The following is a 19122-nucleotide window of genomic DNA, read 5'->3' on the forward strand; positions in this document are numbered from 1 at the left end:
ACATGAGACGGGGGATATTAACCGCAGTCTAACTAGTTATGGCAGGAGGGCAGGCTGTGACCTCATCCGAGCAAACGATCTATCCTTCACTTGACGGAAACATATCTTACATCCGGGACAAACTGTGTCACACCGACGATCTGAAGGTCAGGCACCTAACCTACCGTGGACAATCATCGGCGCTGATATATCTGGAATCTACGGTGGACCCAACCCTGATCGAGCGTAACGTCATCCGTCCGCTGCGGCAGGGAGGAGACGAGGACTTGTCCCAGCTGTTCCTGACGCTCCGGCTCGAAACCGAACACAAGCTGGATCAGGGCACACAATCCCTTTTGTCGGGCAATTGCTTGTTTTTCACCAAGAATGACATGAAGCAGTTCTACGTTTTGACCACGCCGGCCAAATACGAACGCAGCATTACGGAGCCGGAAAACGAAGGCATTATCCGCGGGGCACACAACGGTTTTATCGAGGATTTAACGGTCAATTTGTATCAGATCCGCCAGCAGATCAACTCGACGGACCTGAAGGTGCATTATCACAATATAGGCAGTACAGCTCCCCGCAAAGTGGCGGTCATGTACATGAATAACCTGGCGGACCCAACCGTAATCAAAAAAGTGGAAAGCAGGCTGAAGGGCATCACGATCGATTCCGTCATTTCGACCGGCTTTATCCAAGAATTCATGGAGGATCAGCCGTTTTCGATCTTTCCCCAGTTTTTGAATACGGAACGGCCGGACCATACGGGCGCGTATTTGCTCGACGGGCATGTGGTCATTATGCTCGAAGGTGATCCGACGGCATTGATCGTCCCGGTGAGCTTTTTCTGCTTTTATCAAACCCCTGACGATTACAGCAACCGTTGGATGATCGCATCGTTTGTGCGGTTTATCCGGCTGCTCAGCTTCATTACCGCCTTTCAGCTGCCGGCATTCTATATCGCCATCGTGGCATTTCATTCGAACATTTTGCCCATTCAGCTGTTCTTTACCGTGCAGGGTTCATTGACCCGGGTACCATATCCCCCGCTCGTTGAAGCGATGCTGCTCGAGTTGATCTTCGAACTGCTGAGGGAGGCAGGGCTCCGGCTGCCAAGCCGAGTAGGGCAAACGATCGGCATTGTCGGGGGTCTGGTCATCGGGGATGCGATCGTCAAGGCGGGCTTCGTGTCGTACACGATGATTATCGTTGTGGCTTTGACCGCGATTTCGTCGTTTTTGATACCGTCCAATGAGATGAGCTCGGCGATCCGGATATTGCGGTTCCCCCTGATGATATGCGCATCCATTTTCGGTTTAATCGGCATTGCTTTCGGACTGACGATCCTGTTCATTCATCTGTGCAAGCTGGAGTCGTTCGGGAAGCCTTACCTGTCGCCGCTGGCCCCATTGAAAATAAAGGGCTTCAAGGATGCGTTTCTTCGGTTTCCGATCTGGACGATCCGCGGCAGACATGGCGAGAAAAAGCATAACTAACATCAGTTGACACGGATCCGGGAGGGGTGGCCAAGGTGGAACAGGCTGAGAAAAAGATGTCCCCGAAACAGCTGTTTTTGTTCATTATCCAAGCCCAAATCGGAGTCGGCGTGCTTTCGATTCCCTATGACCTTAGTAAGACGGCAAAAGGCGGCGGGGGCATATCGGTTGTGATCGCCGGAGCGATTACCCAAATCATCATTTTGATGATGTGGACTCTTCTGCGCAAGTTTCCTGGGATGAACCTTTTTCAAATCTGTATCCGGTTTGGCGGACCGGTTATAGGCAGGCTGCTGATCGCATGCTACGTCGGATATTTTATTTTGCTGGGCAGCAATGTTTTGCTCAATGCCTACATGGTACTCCAGCGCTGGATTCTGCAATCCACCCCCAAGTGGGTGGTACTGCTCCTTTTCTGTATCATGACTTATTATCTGGCTAAAGAAAAGCTGACCGTATTGGCCCGATTTTACAGTCTTTCGTCCATGCTGTTCATTCCGTTGATCATTTTTGTCAGCTATGGCTTAACGCAGGCAAGGATTGAATATATGCTCCCGTTAACCGAAGCAGGCCTGATCAACATCCTGAAAGGAACCAAGGATACGACCATCTCGATGTACGGGTTCGAAATGTTCATGATCATCTTTCCGTTCATTAATGCATCTGACGCCAAGAAATTGAAAATGATCAGCTTGTCGAATCTGTTCGTTACGCTGTTCTACGTGTTTGTCGTGTGTACCTGTCTCATGGTGTTTAACCAGACGCAGCTAGCGATGATCCCGGAACCTGTCATTTACCTGGTCAAATCGCTGAATTTTTATATCATCGACCGGGCGGACATTCTATTCTTGTCGATTTGGTCGATTACCTTGGTATGTTCCATCGCCAGCTACTTTTATGCGGCTACCGATGGGCTTGCGGTCCTGTTTAGAAAAAAGAACCATCAAATGTTTGACCCCTTTGTTAGTGTAGCCTTTTTTTTAATCGCTCTTCTGCCGACCACGCCGATGGCGATCGACCGGATCAACAAGATTTCCGAATATGCCGCGTACGTGTTCATTGCGGGCGTTCCCTTCCTGCTAATGCTGTTCTCTTTATTTGTCAAAAAGAAAGCGGGTGGAGCTGTATGAAACGATGCCGCGGGGCACTTTTCTTGGTTATGCTGGGTCTGAGCACGGCGCTGCTGACCGGATGCTGGGACCGTGAATATTTGAAAGACTTGAATTTGGCCTACAGCGCAGGTTTTGATCTGACCAAGGATCATAAAATCAAGGAAACCGTTGAGCTGATCATTCCTCCGAAAACCGAACAGAGCGCCACGAGAAATGAAATCCATTCGGCTGTGGGCTTGTCAACACGCGGGGCGAGCAACATCCTCCGGGCTCGCGTAAGAGGGAATATGAGGGTGATCAAGAACAGCGTGCAGCTGATCGGCAGATCCTTGGCTGAAGAAGGGATTAAGGCACCCATGGACGTCAATTTCAGGGACCCTAAGAACCCTTCTTCCGACGTCCGCTTGATCGTGACAGAGAATGACGCCTCAGACATTATCGGTATGAAAAAAGTAGGAGAGCTGCAAATCGGCGAATTCCTGTCGCAGAAAATCAGCAGCTTGGAGAAAATGAGCCTGTTCTACCCGCCGGAGACCGTGAATACGGTTTTCCGTTCCTTGACAGATCCAGGCCAGGATTTCGCGCTGCCTTACATCGGGGTACAAGGCTCCGAGATCGTTGCCAAAGGCGTTGCCTTGTTCCACGATCAGAGCTATAGCGGATCGTTAGGCAAGGATCAGTCAATCCTGCTGGTTCTGATGAAAGGAAAGTCGGGAGGCAATGCCCGGTTTACCAAAACCGTGAATCTGGATACAACCAAGCCGATTCGCGGATCGATCAGCTACAACGTCGGCAGTAAGAAAAGGAAGCGTGAGTTTCACGTAAGCGTCGCCCGGAACGGTGATGTTCACGTGACACTGAGCCTAAAGCTTCAAGCGGTCATCGAGGAATTCACCGGACCGCAGCTGCTGGATGACAAGGCCGTGACGCGGGTGAACCGGGAGCTGTCGTCCATCATGACCGAGGAAGCCAAGGGAGTCGTGCGGGAGCTGCAAAAGGCGAACTGCGACATTTTTGGGGTAGGCCGTCAGCTGATGGCCTATCATCCCAAACTGTGGAAGCGGATCGATTGGAACAAGGAGTACCGTAACGTGCAGTTTCATACCCAGGTTCAGGTGTCCATTATCGATACCGGGGTCATTCAATAACAGCTGATGTCCATGCCGTACGGGATGCGGTAATGAACGATATTTTGCGGTCTCGCCGTCTGCGGCAGGCCGCTTTTTTTGCTTTTCCAATTCGCTGGAAATAGAATGTTGACTTGCGGAAACTCATATATATGTCATGGAAACCGTGATTCGGATGACCTGACAGTACGCAGGGTGTAGAGCCAATCTTATAGTGACCGGCAAAAAATGTGGGATTAAATAACAAAAAAGGGTTTGCAAAGGTCCGGTGCGGTGTTATAATCCGATCAAGGAAAGCGGTTACCCTGAAATGTTTCATTGAAATGATATCGTGAGAACAAGGTGGAATGTCCATGAGTAAACAACTGAATATCGGCGTGATCGGAGCAGGGAGGATCGGCAGGCTGCATACCGAAAATCTGCTCAAGCATCCTCAGGTTAATGTGAAAGCGATTGCAGATCTTCAAATCGATCATGCCAGGGCATGGGCCAATGGGCTGGGGATCCCTTTGTTGACCCAGGATGCGGAACAGATCATCAGTGATCCGGGCATCGATGCCGTTTTTATTTGCACGTCGACCAATACCCATATTGACATGATCGAGCGCTCCGCCAAGGCGGGCAAACACATTTTCTGCGAAAAGCCGATCTCCTTCGATGTCCGTGGAACCCGCCTTGCGCTGCAAGCCGCTTCCGACAGCGGCGTCAAATTTCAGCTTGGCTTCAACCGCAGATTTGACCCGAATTTTCGCAGAGTCAGGGAGATTGTCGCTTCCGGCCAGATCGGAGATCCCCATCTGATCAAGATCACTTCCCGCGACCCCAGCCCCCCTCCGCATGACTATATCAAGGTATCCGGCGGGCTGTTTATGGACATGGCGATTCACGATTTTGACATGGCCCGGTTTTTGAGCGGCAGCGAAGTGGATGAGGTGTATGTCCAAGGGGCAGTCCTGGTGGATCCGGTCATCGGAGAGCTCGGAGACGTGGACACGGCGGTCATCATGCTGAGATTCCGGAACGGCGCGATCGGTGTCATCGACAACTCGAGGCAGGCTGCTTACGGGTACGATCAGCGCGTTGAAGTGTTCGGCTCGCTGGGCCAGGTCAATGTGCAGAACGATTTTCCGAACTCGGCGGAAATCAGCACGGCCGGCGGCGTGTACCGGGATAAGCCGAAGCATTTTTTCCTGGAACGTTATGAAGCGGCGTATCGGCTTGAAATCGAGAGCTTTATCAATGCGATCTTGAACAATGAGGACGTACCTGTCAGCGGAGAGGACGGGTATGAGGCGGAACTGCTGGCGGATGCAGCCAGGAAGTCATGGCTGGAGAAGAGACCTGTCAGCTTGTCCGAGTATTCGATGTCAACATCATGAGGTTTTTGTTTGTCTTTAGGGTAAGCGATTAACCTAATGAAATATTCTGTGAAAGGATGGTTATGAATGGGCGTACTTCGATTAACGATGGCTCAGGCCTTGCTCCGTTTCCTGGACCAGCAGTATGTGCAGCTGGACGGAAAGGAGCACAAGTTCGTTAAGGGAGTCATGGGTATTTTCGGTCACGGCAACGTACTGGGCATCGGCGAAGCATTGGAGCGGGAGCCGGGCAGCCTCAGATTCATCCAGGGAAAAAATGAGCAGGGTATGACGCATGCCGCCGTTGCGTACGCGAAGCAGAAGAACCGGCTGGAAATCTTCGCCTGTACTTCCTCCATTGGCCCGGGGGCGCTGAATATGGTCACGGCCGCCGCGACGGCGACGGTCAACCGGATACCCGTGCTGCTGCTTCCAGGCGATATTTTCGCCTGCCGGCAGCCGGACCCGGTCCTGCAGCAGCTGGAGCATCCGATGGATTATACCGTGTCCGTCAACGATGCCTTCAAGCCGGTCAGCCGGTACTGGGACCGGATTACGCGTCCCGAACAGCTGATGAGCTCGATGATCCAGGCGATGCGGGTACTGACTGACCCTGCCGAAACCGGCGCGGTCACCATCTGCCTGCCGCAGGACGTGCAGACAGAGGCGTACGATTATCCTGAGGATTTTTTCCGCAAAAGAGTGCATTACCTTGACCGCAAGCCGGCAAGCCAGGCAGCGATCGAGCGGGCTGCGGAGCTGATTTCGCGCAAGCAAAAGCCGATACTGATCGCCGGCGGCGGCGTTCATTATTCCTTGGCCTATGAAGAGCTGCGGCAGTTCGCGGAAGCGTTCGGCATTCCTGTGGCCGAGACCCAGGCAGGGAAGAGCGCAATCCCATGGGACCATCCGCTGAATATGGGAGCGATCGGCGCGACCGGATCCCTTGCCGCGAACCGGCTTGCCAGAGAAGCGGATGCCGTCATTTGCGTGGGTACCCGGCTGGGTGATTTTCCGACCGCATCCAAAACCGCTTTTACGAGTCCTGAAGCAGAATTTATTCATATCAATGTGAGCGGTTATGACGCGTCGAAGCTGAATGCGTGCCAGGTGGTGGCAGATGCTGGAGCGGGGTTAAAAGAATTGACTTCCGCACTTCAGGCAAGGAGCTACAAGTCTGCTCATAACGAATCAGAGCTTGCCAAACTGAAAGCCGAATGGACCCGGGAGGTCGACAGGCTGTACGGCTTGGAGTCGGAAGAAGGCTTGGCGCAAACCCGCGTGCTCGGTGAGCTGAACCGTTCCATGGCAAACGAAGTGATCGTTGCGGCGTCCGGGAGTCTTCCCGGCGATTTACACCGGCTGTGGAGATCGGAAGCGCCCAAATCCTATCACATGGAATACGGCTTTTCCTGTATGGGGTACGAAATTGCCGGGGCCTTCGGCGTGAAGCTCGCCGAGCCGGACAAGGAAGTCTATGCGCTCGTCGGCGACGGAAGCTACCTCATGCTTCATTCGGAGATTTTAACCAGCATTCAGGAAGGCGCAAAGGTGAACGTGATCCTGCTGGACAATCACGGATACCAGTGCATACACAGCCTGCAGCGTGAAAACGGGAGCGACGGCTTCGGCAACGAATTCCGTCTGCGCAGCCCGGAAACGGGGCGCCTGACGGGGGACTACGTGCCGGTCGACTATGCGGCCCATGCGCGAAGCATGGGAATCAAGGCATTTTCCGCCACCCGTGTGGATGAGCTGAAGGAAGCCCTCCGGCAGGCCGGGGAGGAGAAGGGCTCTACCCTGATCGAAATCAAGGTGCTGCCGGGCACCCAGTCGGGCGGATACGAATCCTGGTGGAGGGTGGATGTTCCGGAAGTGTCGACCAGCGATAAGGTGCGGGCCGCGAGGGAAACGATGAACGAACATGTACAGCAGGCGCTGAAAATTTAAGTCCAAAGGGAGGATACACGAAGATGACGGATATCCGATCGATTAAATTGGGCATTTCACCGATCAATTGGGTTAATGAAGATGTGCTTGAACTGGGCGACCATTATACGTTCGACGACTTGATGCGGGATTTCACGCAGCTGGGGTTCACCGGAACGGAAAACAGCCGGAAATTCCCGAAAGACGCCGCCGTTCTCAAGAAGGCTCTGGCTCAGCATGGACTCCAGATGGCTTCACAGTGGAAGGGCGTCTTGTTCTCCGAGCCGCGCCGCAGGGCGTCCGAGCTGGAATCGTACCGGCAGCATGTTGAATTTTTAAAGTCGATGGGCAGCCGCCATGTCGTCACCTGCGAGCTTGGGGGTTCGATCATCGGCGACCCGAGAAGACCGAAAGGCGTCCAGGACGTGCATCCCCTGACGGACGAGGAATGGAACCACATGGTCGAGGGGCTGCATCAAGCCGGAGAAATCTGCAAACGAAACGGGATGAAGCTCGTCTACCACTATCACATTGGAACGGTGGTCGAACGGCCGGATGAAATTCAAAGGCTGATGGAGACGACGGATCCCGAGCTGGTTCATTTGCTGCTGGATACGGGGCATGCCTATTACGGCGGGTCCGACCCGCTGGAGCTGTATGAACGCTATGCGGATCGCGTTGCCTACGTTCATTTGAAGGATGTACGGAACGATGTGCTGGAGCGGGTGAAAAGGGAGGGGATCCCTTTTCAGCAAGCGGTAATCCAGGGCGTGTTTACCGTACCTGGCGACGGATGCATCGACTTTGCGCCGATTTTCCGCAGCTTCGTACGGCATGGTTATGACGACTGGATGATTCTGGAGGCGGAGCAGGATCCCGGCCAAGCGAATCCTTACGAATATGCCAGCAAGTCCAAGCAATATCTCGCTCAAATTGTTCAGGAATTGAACGCCTGAAAGGAGGAAGGAATATGTCCAAGCTTATCGTTCCCGGCGGACAGCCGGACGAGAACGGCAGATTGCTCAGCATCACGCCCGAATTGGCGGGGTGGGAGTACGTAGGCTTTGAAGCGTACCGGCTGGAACCCGGTCAAACGATCGAGCAGGAGACGGGAGACCGTGAAGTCTGCCTCGTGCTGCTCAGCGGGCTGGCGAATGTGGAAGCAGGCGGACAAAGCTATGAGCGGATCGGCCGCCGGATGAGCGTGTTTGAGCCGCTTGCCCCTTATGCGGTATACGTTCCTGCGCACGACCGTTTCCGGCTGGAAGCCGTTACCTTAACGGAGGTGGCCGTGTGCAGCGCACCCGGCCAAGGGCGGCTCGAAGCAAGGCTCATCCCGCCGGAGAAGATTGGGGTGGAGCAGCGTGGCTCCGGTTATACGGAGCGGACCGTCCGCAATATTTTGCCGGAGCAGGAGGAAGCGGAAAGTCTGCTCGTCGTGGAAGTCTTTACGCCGGCCGGGCACTGGTCCAGCTATCCGCCGCATAAGCATGACCAACTCGATCTCCCGCATGAGTCTCTGCTGGAAGAAACCTATTATCACAAGGTGTCCCCGGGTCAGGGGTTTGCCCTGCAGCGCGTATATACCGACGACCTGTCGCTGAATGAAACGCTGGCCGTGAAGAGCGGGGACGCCGTCCTCGTTCCCCGCGGTTACCATCCGGTATCGGCGCCTCCCGGGTACGACGTGTATTACCTCAACGTCATGGCCGGGCCCGTGCGCACCTGGAAGTTCCATAACGACCCTCAGCATGAATGGCTGATGACCCCTGGACAGGAGGTGCCAAAGCGTTGACCACGATTTCATTTCCAGACCATCGTTCCCTGGACTTTATCGGGCTGGGCCGGCTGTGCATCGATCTGAACGCCAACGAAATCCATCGCCCGATGGAGGACACGGTCACCTTTACCAAATATGTCGGCGGCTCCCCGGCCAACATTACGATCGCCATGGCGAAGCTGGGGCTGCGGACCGGTTTCATCGGCAGGGTGTCCGACGACGCCCACGGCCGTTTCATCACCCGGTACCTGCAGGACGCAGGCATCGACACCACACACGTTATCGTCGACCGGTCGGGCAGCGTCACCGGACTCACGTTTACGGAAATCAAGTCGCCGACGGACTGCAGCATCCTGATGTACCGGGATAACGTAGCGGACCTCAAACTGGAGCCTGGCGACGTAAGCGAGGATTATATCCAAAGTGCCAGAGCGCTGCTCATTTCAGGTACAGCCCTTGCAAAGAGCCCGTCCAGAGAAGCGGCTTTTAAAGCGATGGAACTGGCCATAAGACACGGAGTCGTCATTGTTTTTGATATCGATTACCGTCCGTATACATGGACCTCGGCCGATGAGATCGGCACGTATTACCGTCTGGCCGCCGAGAAATCGGATATTATTATGGGCGGACGCGAAGAGTTCGACCTGATCGAAGCGCTGGACGGCCCGCTTATGCAGGACGATGAAGCCACCGCGAAGCAGTGGTTCAAGCACCGGGCCAAGCTGGTGGTCGTCAAACGGGGCGGCGATGGGTCGACGGCATTTTCGGCGGACGGACAGAAGCACATAGGTGCCGTTTTTCCGGCACAGGTAGTGAAAACCTTTGGCGCAGGGGACTCCTTTGCTGGTGCCTTTATTTACGGCCTGATGCAGGGATGGAGTATCGACCGGTGCCAGCGGTTCGGCAGTGCCTCAGCATCGATCGTGGTCTCCAGCCACAGCTGCTCCGATGCGATGCCGACAGCCTCGCAAATCCAGGAGCGGATCGACCGCTTTGTGCAGCAAGGAATCTGACCAAACGATGGAGGTATCTACATGACGGATCAAGTGCAAGATCAAGTGCAGCAGCTTCACAACTACGTCGGGGGCCGGTGGGTTCCTTCGAACGGAGGAAGATCGGAGCCGGTCTATAATCCGGCCACCGGGGAAGAGATCGCCCGCGTTCCCTTATCCACCCTGGACGATCTGAACCGCGCCGTTTCCTCGGCGGCGGAGGCGTTTCCGTCCTGGAGCGGCACCCCGGTGCCGCGCCGGGCACGGATCATGTTCAAGTTCCAGCAGCTCTTGACGGAACACTGGGAAGAGCTTGCCCGGATGATTACGCTGGAAAACGGCAAGAGCTACCAGGAAGCATACGGCGAGGTGCTGCGCGGTATCGAATGTGTAGAGTTCGCCGCCGGCGCTCCGACGCTGCTGATGGGCAGCAACCTGCCTGATATTGCCTCTGGACTGGAGTCGGCCATGTACCGTTATCCGATCGGCGTCGTCGGCGGCATCACGCCGTTTAACTTTCCGATGATGGTGCCGAGCTGGATGTTCCCGCTAGCGATCGTATGCGGCAACACCTTCGTGCTGAAGCCGTCCGAACGGACGCCGCTGCTCGCGAACCGGCTGGCGGAGCTGCTCCAGGAAGCCGGGCTCCCGGATGGTGTGTTCAACATCGTTCACGGTGCGCACGACGTCGTTAACGGCCTGCTTGAGCACAAAGACGTCAAGGCGATTTCGTTTGTCGGATCCCAGCCTGTGGCCGAGTACGTGTACAAGACGGCAGCAGCTCACGGTAAACGGGTACAAGCGCTCGGCGGAGCAAAAAATCATTCCATCGTCATGCCGGATGCCGATCTCAAGCTGGCGGTCAAAGAGATCACAAGCGCGGCTTTCGGCTCCGCAGGCGAACGCTGCATGGCCTGCTCGGTCGTCGTGGCCGTCGGCGATATCGCCGATGAGCTGGTGAGCGGACTTGCCGAAGCCGCCAAGAATCTCCCCGTAGGCGACGGTATGGAACCGGATGCCTTCCTGGGACCCGTGATCCGGGACGCCCATAAGAACCGGACCATTGGATATATTGAGAAGGGAGTACAGGAGGGGGCGCAACTTGTATTGGACGGAAGGGATCATGCCTTGGCCAACGCAGAAGGTTATTTTCTTGGCCCGACCATCTTTGACCACGCCGCTCCCGGTATGAACATTTGGACGGACGAAATCTTTGCGCCTGTACTTCAGGTCGTTCGGGTAAACAGCCTTCAGGAAGCCGTAGCGATTGCCAACAAGTCCGAGTTTGCCAATGGGGCCTGTATCTACACGGACAGCGCCAAAGCGATTCGAGAGTTTAGGGAATCGATCGACGCCGGCATGCTCGGGGTCAATGTAGGCGTACCGGCACCCATGGCATTTTTTCCGTTCTCCGGCTACAAAAAATCCTTTTACGGAGACCTTCACGCCAACGGCAAAGACGGGGTGGAATTCTACACCCGAAAGAAAATGGTTGTGGCCCGCTATTGATCATGGAGCAAATTGCCACAGACTGGAACTTTCCCTATACTTAGAGTACAGAGCAGCGTTAAGGAAGGGGGGACGAGGGTGGCGACGATATACGATATCGCCCGGGAAGCCGGCGTGTCCATTGCCACGGTATCCAAGGTCATCAACCAGACCGGCCGGATCAGCGACAAGACAAGAAAGCATGTGCAGGACGTGATGAAACGGATTGACTACCAGCCGAGCGTCGTCGCATCCGCATTGACCAAGAAAAGGACGTATTCGCTCGGGCTCCTGATCCCGGATATCGCGAACCCGTTTTTTGCCGAGCTGGCCCGCAGCATTGAAGATCATGCCCACGAGCTTGGATACAGCCTGGTCATTTGCAGCACCGACAACGACTTGACCCGGGAAGAAAGGTACATCAACGTTCTCCGGCAAAAGAGCGCCGACGGGATCATCATCGCCACTGGCGCCCGCAACGACGCCATGATGAAGCAGCTGATGAAATACAAGCTTCCGGTTGCCGTCATCGCGCGGGAGATGCCGCTGCTTGCAGTGGATACAGTGCTCGTGGACGATTACTTAGGCGGCTATCTGGCTGCGTCTCACTTGACTGGGCTCGGACACCGGAACATTGCCGTGATTGCGGAGGACTTGGCTGTGATGAGCTCGAAGGAACGGGTTCGCGGTTACCGGAAAGCCCTTGAAGAAGCAGGGATTCCCTATGACGAGAATTTGGTGGCGGTCAGTCCGTTTCATGTAGAGGGAGGAAAGGCGACAGCCAAGGAGCTGCTCAGCGGGTCCAACCCGCCAAGCGCCATCTTCGGATGCAACGATCTGCTGGCGATCGGAGTCGTGCAGGCTGCCCGGGAGCTTGGCCTGCGCGTACCTGAGGATGTTTCGGTCGTTGGCTTTGACAACACGGTGCTGGCGACGATTATCGATCCGCCGCTCACTTCGGTGGCCCAGCCCGTTCAGCAAATGGGAAAAGAAATCGTCCAGCTGATCACTGGAGAAATCGACGGAAGCAAGCCCTCCAAGCAGCGCCTGGTTCTGCTGCCGGAACTCGTGGTCCGTGGAACAACCAGCGCCGTGTAACGGCGCTTTTTTTGTTGTTGAATCCCCTTTGTGCTCGCGATGATCCCATCGCATTTCCCCGACTAAGGAGGCAGTTCCAACCATTTTACAAACATAGACATTTTATTACAAAAATAATGATTGCGCTTTCATGCCGGAGTAGATTATAATTTCCTCAAGGTAAAGCGCTTACCTCACATTTCCAGTCCCAGGTTACGACACTGTTCCTAGGGGGAGAGTCCAAAGCCCGTTTCGCTTCAAGCTTATGTTACTTGGCTTTAAGAAGGGGTGAAGAGTTTCAATATGGTATCGATACCATACACACTGAATAACGATTTAAGTATCGATGCCAACAATCGTATCAGGATCATATTCGGAGCTTGAATTCAACCAAGGAAATGTAATATTTTACAAAATGTGCAACCATTTTTGATTTACACCTCATCTTGAGAGACTATATTCCAATTATAGCCGAAATGAAAAGCCATTCTTATAGTAAAAAGGGGGGATTGAGCCTTAGGATAACAGATATGTGCAGTGATCATGACATCGGTTAAGAGTGACGGGCGGCATGCAAGACACCGCTTCGGTTCATCAGCAATCATCCACAAAAAAGAAGGTGATCCCAGTCCATGCAAACCCAGGTGAAAACAGCAGCTGTACCTGGAAAGACACCCGGCAAACGATGGAAAAACATTCTTCTGCATAAATACCTCTACATCATGCTGCTTCCTTGCCTCGCTTTTTTTATCGTATTTTCCTACATACCGATGGTCGGCCTGATCTTAGCCTTCAAGGAATACAAGTTCAATACGGGAATCCTCGGAAGCCCGTGGGTCGGTCTGAAGTACTTTGAGCGTTTTTTCAATGATTATCAGAGCGCAATGCTCATCAAGAACACCTTGATCATCTCCTGCATGAAGCTGTTTATCGGCCTGCCTTTTCCGATCCTTCTTGCCTTGATGTTCAACGAGATCCGCAACCGTTATTTTCGCAGCATCGCCCAGAGTATCGCCTATCTCCCGCACTTTTTGTCCTGGGTCGTGGTCGTGGGGCTTGCTCAACGCCTGCTAGCTCCGGATAACGGATTGCTCAACCAGGTCGTGTCTTATTTCGGCGGGGACGGAAGCACCTTTTATATGATGGAACCGAATTATTTCTATTCCATTATGTTCGGCAGCCATTTATGGAAGACCATCGGATGGGACTCCATTATCTATCTGGCGGCGATCGCAGGCGTCAACCCGGATATGTACGAGGCGGCCAAAATCGACGGGGCGAACAAGTGGAAGGAGCATTGGTACATCACACTCCCTTCCATCCGTCCAACGATTCTCATTTTGTTCATTCTATCACTGGGTAATATTTTGTCCGCCGGATTCGATCAGCTGTACCTCCTGAGAACCCCGGGAAACATGCAGCTCTCTGAAATTTTGGATACTTATGTCATTCGCATCGGTCTTCAAGGCGGCCAATACGGATATGCAACCGCCGTAGGATTAATGCAGGGCTTGATCGGATTGATCCTGGTCGTTACTGCCAACCGTATCTCAAGAAGAGTTTCTGACACGTCAGTATGGTAGCGATACCATATGCTTTGTAACAGCATTCTTGCATCCATGATTGCCAACTATGATTACATCCATGATTACATCCATGTAAAGACAGGGGAAAGGCCATTAACTAATGATTTGAAAAGAGGGATGCCGAAATGCTGAAAGGGAAAACGTGGTTCAAAATGTTGTCCATGCCGCTGATCGCCTCCATGCTTCTAGTTGGGTGCAGCGGAAATGATTCAAGCGGTCCAAACAGCGAACCGACGGCGGCTAATCAGGATGCGGGTACGGCTAATCACCCTGCGACCTGGATTGCGGACCGCAAAGTAAAAGGGCTGGTCTTTATGGGGACGGATGACTACACGGAGGATATGAATGCGGAAATCAAGGCCAAGCTGAAAGAGATGACAGGCATTGACCTGGAAATCGAAATCATGGTGGCGGACCATTCCATCGACGGACTCATTGCAGGGCTGGCGTCGAACGACCTGCCCGATTTTATAACGTTCTATCTTAACAACAGCGGCCGGCCCGAAATGCAGGTCGTGCTGAAAGCGGCCAGAGAGCAAATGTTTACGGACCTCACGCCGCTGATGAAGGACACGAAGATCTACAGCAAATATCTGCAGGACGACTACCTACCGCTTGATACGAAGTATGGGGTCATGTTCCGGCCGGAGTTCGGCGGATCGTCCTATTTCGTCCATATGAACATCGCCAGGCAAGGCGGGTACTCGACGCGTAAATATGCCGGTGGTCCTTATATCCGCAAGGATATTGCCGACGCTCTGCACGTGGATCCGCGCACGATTGATACGACCCAGAAGCTGTATGAGCTGGCGCAAAAGATCAAGGCAGGCGGGTTCAAGGACAAGAACGGCAAGGACGTCGTTCCGATCGGTCCTTCTTACTGGGGAGGCAAGGAGGTCGGTGCCTTGTTTAACGACCTGGAGTGGGGCAGCGCCGACCAGCGGATCAATAAGGATGCAGGAGGTAACATTTTGCATGAAAGCCAGACCGAATATGCATTGAAAAAAGTTGAGTATGTGCAAAAGCTCCTTAGCGAGAAACTGCTGCATCCCGAATTTTTCACGATGGACGAAAGCCGGGCGACGGAAGGCGCCCTGAATGGAACGTGGGGAATTATCGGAGATATGCATAATTATCAGGAATTTAACCGCGATATGCATTACCTGCCGCTGGGACCGATCAATTACGTTGACCGTCCGTACCAAATGCAGGTCGATTATAAATCCGGATACTCGGCCTGGGCGATTCCGGCAACGACCAAAGATCCGGAAGACATCATGAAGCTGGCGGACTTCCTGGCAAGCCGGGAAGGAAAGCTGCTGTGGCAGTACGGGATTGAAGGAAGGGATTACACCCTGGATGCCAAGGGGAACCCTCTGGCCAACAAAGATATTTTGGATTTGAAGCAAAACAATCCCGAGGAAGCGAAGAAGCTTGGCTTTGCGGGTGTCGGCAACTATTGGGGTGAGCTGCTGGGATCGACGGATATTGACCGGATGGCCGACTTCGGGGAAATGGAGTACGGCGACGCGGTTGCTCCGGAAGTGAATGCGGGGGCGCTGAAAATCGCCGATTACTGGGGCTGGGATGACAAACGCAAACAAGCGAATGTTGTGGACGGCTACACACCTTTATCTTTCATCGGAGAATTTGATCAGGGAACCGAGCTGAAGGCGGCGTTCGAAAATTATGACGACAGTCTGATTCGGGCGTATTATGCAAAAAACCTGGATGAGGCGAAGAAGATCCTGGACTCCGCTTCCAAGCAGCTGGATGCCTCCGGACTGCAGGCGTTCCTTGATCTGCTGAAGCAGAAAAATGCCGACGCTAAAACGCATTTGAAATTCTAAATGGGAGGATCATGCGGATGAAGCCATTTTACCGGACGCCGCTGGGTGAAAGAGTATATATCTTCGTAATCTACCTGCTGATCACGCTGCTGTGCCTGTCCATCGTCCTGCCGTTTTTGAACATATTGGCGCTCTCCTTCAACGCAGGGAAGGATGCGGAGCGCGGCGGGATTTACTTCTGGCCCCGGGTATGGTCGATCCAAAATTTCAAGGAGGTGTTCGCCTCCTCGAATATCGTAACGGCTTTCGGCATCTCGCTGTTTCGAACCGTGGTCGGCACGGTCGCGAGCGTATTTCTGACCGCGATGGGCGCCTATGCGCTGAAGAGCAGAACGATGCCCGGAGTACGCTTCTTCACGCTGCTGATCTTCTTTACGATGCTGTTCAGCGGGGGAATGATCCCGTATTATATGCTGCTGAAATCGCTGCATTTGACCAATACGATCTGGGTATATATTATCCCGAGCTTGTACAGCGCCTGGAACCTGATCATCATGCGGACGTTCTTTCAGCAAATTCATCCCAGCCTGGAAGAGTCTGCGCGGATGGACGGTTACAATGACTTCGCCATCTTTATGCGGATCATACTGCCGCTCAGCAAGCCGGTGATCGCTGTCATCGCGTTGTTCAACGCCGTCGGTCACTGGAACGACTGGTTTACGGGCGCTTTTTATGTCCGATCGGCAAAATTGCGGCCGCTATCGACACTGCTGCAAGAGATGCTCACGCGGGCGGAAGCGATGCGCAGCAAGCTGGAATCCGCCGCAGGCATGAACCAATATGACGCGCTGGAGAAAATGCAGGTAACGGGCGATTCCATGAAGATGGCAACGATCATCATAGTCGTAGCGCCAATCATCATCATCTATCCGTTTATTCAAAAGTATTTCGCCCAAGGCGTCATGATCGGTTCGATTAAGGAATAATTGCAGAACGATGATTAACCAGGGAGGATTTGGCATGCGCATCGAAAACCCTTATGATAAAAGAGGAACATGGCTTCGCGGGAGTTTTCATAATCATACCAACAACAGCGACGGCTGGTTTCCGCTGGAAACGGTATATCGGATGTATGCCGATTATGATTTTCTAGCGATTTCGGATCATGACAAAATGACTGATTTGGCTGGAGAATGCAGCATCCCCACGGTTTTTGAAGCGATCGAGGTCAGCAGCCGCCAGCCTCACATGCTTCTCGTTGCACCTCCACGTTCCATAATGGAGGGCTACAGCAGTGAGTTTTCGATAGGAAATTACCAAAGGCTTGCTGATGCGACCTTGGATAATGGCGGAATCTGCGTTCTCGTGCATCCGAACCGGTATTTTTCGAATTACTGGAACCTGGAGGACATGCTGCAGATGGAGCGGGTGACCGGAATCGAGGTTTACAACGGGGACGGGAACATCGAATACGATATCGCGTTTGATAAATGGGATGCGATGCTTTCGGCTGGTCGACGGGTATGGGGCTTCGGAAACGACGATTCCCATGTGTACGGACAAGAGAAGCAGGCCTGGAACATCGTGCTTGCCGAAGAAAATTCGCAGCAGTCCATTCTCAGCGCGATCCGAAGCGGCAGTTTTTATGTCTCCACTGGTTTTGGTTTTGAATCGATTCAGACCGAAGATCGTCAGATCTGCATCCGCCTGAAGTCGAACAAACTGCTGGACCGGATGTATAAATACGTGACCTTGTTTGGGAAAGACGGCAGGGTGCTGCATGAGGAAACGGGACGGATTACGGAAGTGACTTATTCGTGTATGGGAGACGAAGGGTATGTCCGCGTCAGCGCCTATATTGAAGGAGGCTATGCGGCGTTCTCTCAACCCTTGTTCATTAATCAGCGTTAGGGATGAGATGGGTATGAGCGTTAAAATCAAGGATGTTGCCAAACGGGCCGGTGTCTCTACGACAACGGTCTCCCGTGTTTTAAACGGGGAAAAATACGTCAGGGAAGAACTGAAGGACCGCGTCAACCAGGCCATTGAAGACCTGGGTTATGCGCCAAGCCATATTGCCAGAAGCCTGGTCAGGAACAAAACCAATCTGCTGGGGGTCATCGTGCCGGATCTGACCTCCAGCTTTTATTCGACCATTCTGAGCTCCATCGAGCAGACCGCTGCTTCCAATCATTATAATCTGCTCGTCTGCAATATCAGCGAGGACATTGACAAGGAGTTCAAATACCTGAACATTTTCAAGGAAATGCGCGTGGAAGGCATCATTATCATGCACGAGAAGATCAATGAGGATATCCGGAATTTTATCGAGAAATTAAAAATTCCCGTCATCTTCTCTAGCGTGAAGCCGATGGACCAATCCTTCGTATCGGTCATCGTGGACGATTATGCCGCAGCTTATGACGCAACGACATATTTAATCGGACTCGGGCATAAGCAGATTGCTTTTATCGGCGGGGACATGCGGGATATGACTTCCGGCCAAAACCGGTACAGCGGGTACCGGAATGCTTTGGCGGACCATGGAATTAAATTTGTCCATGAACTTGTCCGTTTCGGCGATTACAAGGTGAACAGCGGCTATGCACTGATGGGTGAGTTCCTTCGATACAAACATAAACCGACGGCGGTCTTTGCCGTCAGCGACGATATGGCGATCGGGGCAGTCAACTGCATTATCGATCACGGCCTGAAAGTTCCTGAGGATATTTCGGTGGTCGGCTTTGACGGAAGCCAGATGACCGAGCTCGTCCGGCCGCGGATCACGTCTATGGAGCAGCCCATTCAGCGAATGGGCGAGGTGACGGTCGAAACGCTGCTTCAGTTCATTGCAGGAGAAAAGCGAACAGCCGAAGATATCATTTTGGGTCATCGGTTAGCGGTGCGCGACAGCTGCAGACCTCTGTGAAGGTTGTGAATCCCCATGAACCGGGATGCTTTGAAGCTGTCCATCTCTTTGGTTAGCCTTTATAATAGTAAAAGGCTCGTTTGTCATTTCGATGAAAAAAGGAGTGTTATAACGTGAAAGACGACGCAATCATCCATTCGGTCATCTTTTCGCTCAACCATGAGAAGGGTTCGTCAGCTGAACAGCGATTTCTGGAGGACGGCAGGGCTGCGCTCAGCTCGATTCCTACGGTAAAGGAATTTCAAGTATTCCGGGAAATCAGCCCCAAGAATACATATGACTTTGGTTTTTCCATGAAGTTTGACAGCCGGGCGGATTATGAAGCCTATAACGCTCATCCGCAGCACGTGGCATTTGTGAGGGACCGTTGGGATCAGGAAGTGAGCCAGTTCCTCGAAATCGATTATGCCGGATATGAGCATTGAGGTTAGATTTTCGAAAGGACGTGGATGGTGCAAGCTTTGAATATTCAA

16 protein-coding genes are annotated in these 19122 nt (G+C 53.2%); all 16 read left to right on the plus strand.

The window, feature by feature from the left end:
- Positions 1-56: 56 nt before the first annotated feature.
- The 16 genes from KI379_RS10865 (at position 57) to KI379_RS10940 (ending at position 19074) form a co-directional block, all read left to right on the plus strand.
- Positions 57-1481, plus strand: a complete 1425-nt coding sequence (locus KI379_RS10865; protein WP_212983549.1) for a spore germination protein — start codon at positions 57-59, stop codon at positions 1479-1481.
- A 35-nt stretch (positions 1482-1516) separates the two neighbouring features.
- The gene (locus tag KI379_RS10870) at positions 1517-2611 is read left to right on the plus strand and encodes a GerAB/ArcD/ProY family transporter (RefSeq protein ID WP_212983550.1); all 1095 of its coding nucleotides are present in this window, start codon (positions 1517-1519) and stop codon (positions 2609-2611) included.
- Positions 2608-3741 (plus strand): Ger(x)C family spore germination protein, encoded by a 1134-nt coding sequence (locus KI379_RS10875; RefSeq protein WP_212983551.1) that lies wholly within the window; start codon positions 2608-2610, stop codon positions 3739-3741. The genes KI379_RS10870 and KI379_RS10875 overlap by 4 nt, the downstream gene beginning before the upstream one ends.
- 332 nt (positions 3742-4073) lie before the next feature.
- On the plus strand, positions 4074-5099 hold the full coding sequence (iolG, locus tag KI379_RS10880; protein ID WP_212983552.1) for an inositol 2-dehydrogenase: 1026 nt from the start codon (positions 4074-4076) through the stop codon (positions 5097-5099).
- Between the two features lie 66 nt (positions 5100-5165).
- Entirely contained in the window at positions 5166-7028 is a 1863-nt protein-coding gene (iolD, locus tag KI379_RS10885) for a 3D-(3,5/4)-trihydroxycyclohexane-1,2-dione acylhydrolase (decyclizing) (protein WP_212983553.1), read from the plus strand.
- Between the two features lie 23 nt (positions 7029-7051).
- Positions 7052-7963: a myo-inosose-2 dehydratase gene (gene iolE, locus KI379_RS10890; RefSeq protein ID WP_212983554.1), complete on the plus strand. Its 912-nt coding sequence runs from the start codon at positions 7052-7054 to the stop codon at positions 7961-7963.
- Positions 7964-7977: 14 nt separating this feature from the next.
- Positions 7978-8802: a 5-deoxy-glucuronate isomerase gene (gene iolB, locus KI379_RS10895; protein WP_212983555.1), complete on the plus strand. Its 825-nt coding sequence runs from the start codon at positions 7978-7980 to the stop codon at positions 8800-8802.
- Positions 8799-9800: a 5-dehydro-2-deoxygluconokinase gene (gene iolC / locus KI379_RS10900; protein ID WP_244879252.1), complete on the plus strand. Its 1002-nt coding sequence runs from the start codon at positions 8799-8801 to the stop codon at positions 9798-9800. The genes iolB and iolC overlap by 4 nt, the downstream gene beginning before the upstream one ends.
- Positions 9801-9821: 21 nt before the next feature.
- The gene (locus KI379_RS10905) at positions 9822-11288 is read left to right on the plus strand and encodes a CoA-acylating methylmalonate-semialdehyde dehydrogenase (protein WP_089547039.1); all 1467 of its coding nucleotides are present in this window, start codon (positions 9822-9824) and stop codon (positions 11286-11288) included.
- Positions 11289-11366: 78 nt separating this feature from the next.
- Positions 11367-12365 (plus strand): LacI family DNA-binding transcriptional regulator, encoded by a 999-nt coding sequence (locus KI379_RS10910; RefSeq protein WP_152403917.1) that lies wholly within the window; start codon positions 11367-11369, stop codon positions 12363-12365.
- 611 nt (positions 12366-12976) lie between these two features.
- Complete coding sequence (locus tag KI379_RS10915; RefSeq protein ID WP_105443214.1) at positions 12977-13927, plus strand: ABC transporter permease; 951 nt, start codon at positions 12977-12979, stop codon at positions 13925-13927.
- 128 nt (positions 13928-14055) lie between these two features.
- Positions 14056-15780 carry an extracellular solute-binding protein gene (locus KI379_RS10920; RefSeq protein WP_212983556.1) on the plus strand — a complete coding sequence of 575 codons (1725 nt, stop codon included), beginning with the start codon at positions 14056-14058 and terminating at the stop codon, positions 15778-15780.
- Positions 15781-15797: 17 nt separating this feature from the next.
- Positions 15798-16706, plus strand: a complete 909-nt coding sequence (locus KI379_RS10925; protein ID WP_089547042.1) for a carbohydrate ABC transporter permease — start codon at positions 15798-15800, stop codon at positions 16704-16706.
- Positions 16707-16740: 34 nt separating this feature from the next.
- Complete coding sequence (locus KI379_RS10930) at positions 16741-17631, plus strand: CehA/McbA family metallohydrolase (protein WP_212983557.1); 891 nt, start codon at positions 16741-16743, stop codon at positions 17629-17631.
- Positions 17632-17644: 13 nt separating this feature from the next.
- Positions 17645-18649 carry a LacI family DNA-binding transcriptional regulator gene (locus KI379_RS10935; RefSeq protein ID WP_244879253.1) on the plus strand — a complete coding sequence of 335 codons (1005 nt, stop codon included), beginning with the start codon at positions 17645-17647 and terminating at the stop codon, positions 18647-18649.
- Positions 18650-18762: 113 nt separating this feature from the next.
- Positions 18763-19074 (plus strand): Dabb family protein, encoded by a 312-nt coding sequence (locus KI379_RS10940; RefSeq protein WP_212983559.1) that lies wholly within the window; start codon positions 18763-18765, stop codon positions 19072-19074.
- Positions 19075-19122: the final 48 nt, after the last annotated feature.

Source organism: Paenibacillus cineris (assembly GCF_018333335.1).
Lineage (GTDB): Bacteria > Bacillota > Bacilli > Paenibacillales > Paenibacillaceae > Paenibacillus_AQ > Paenibacillus_AQ favisporus.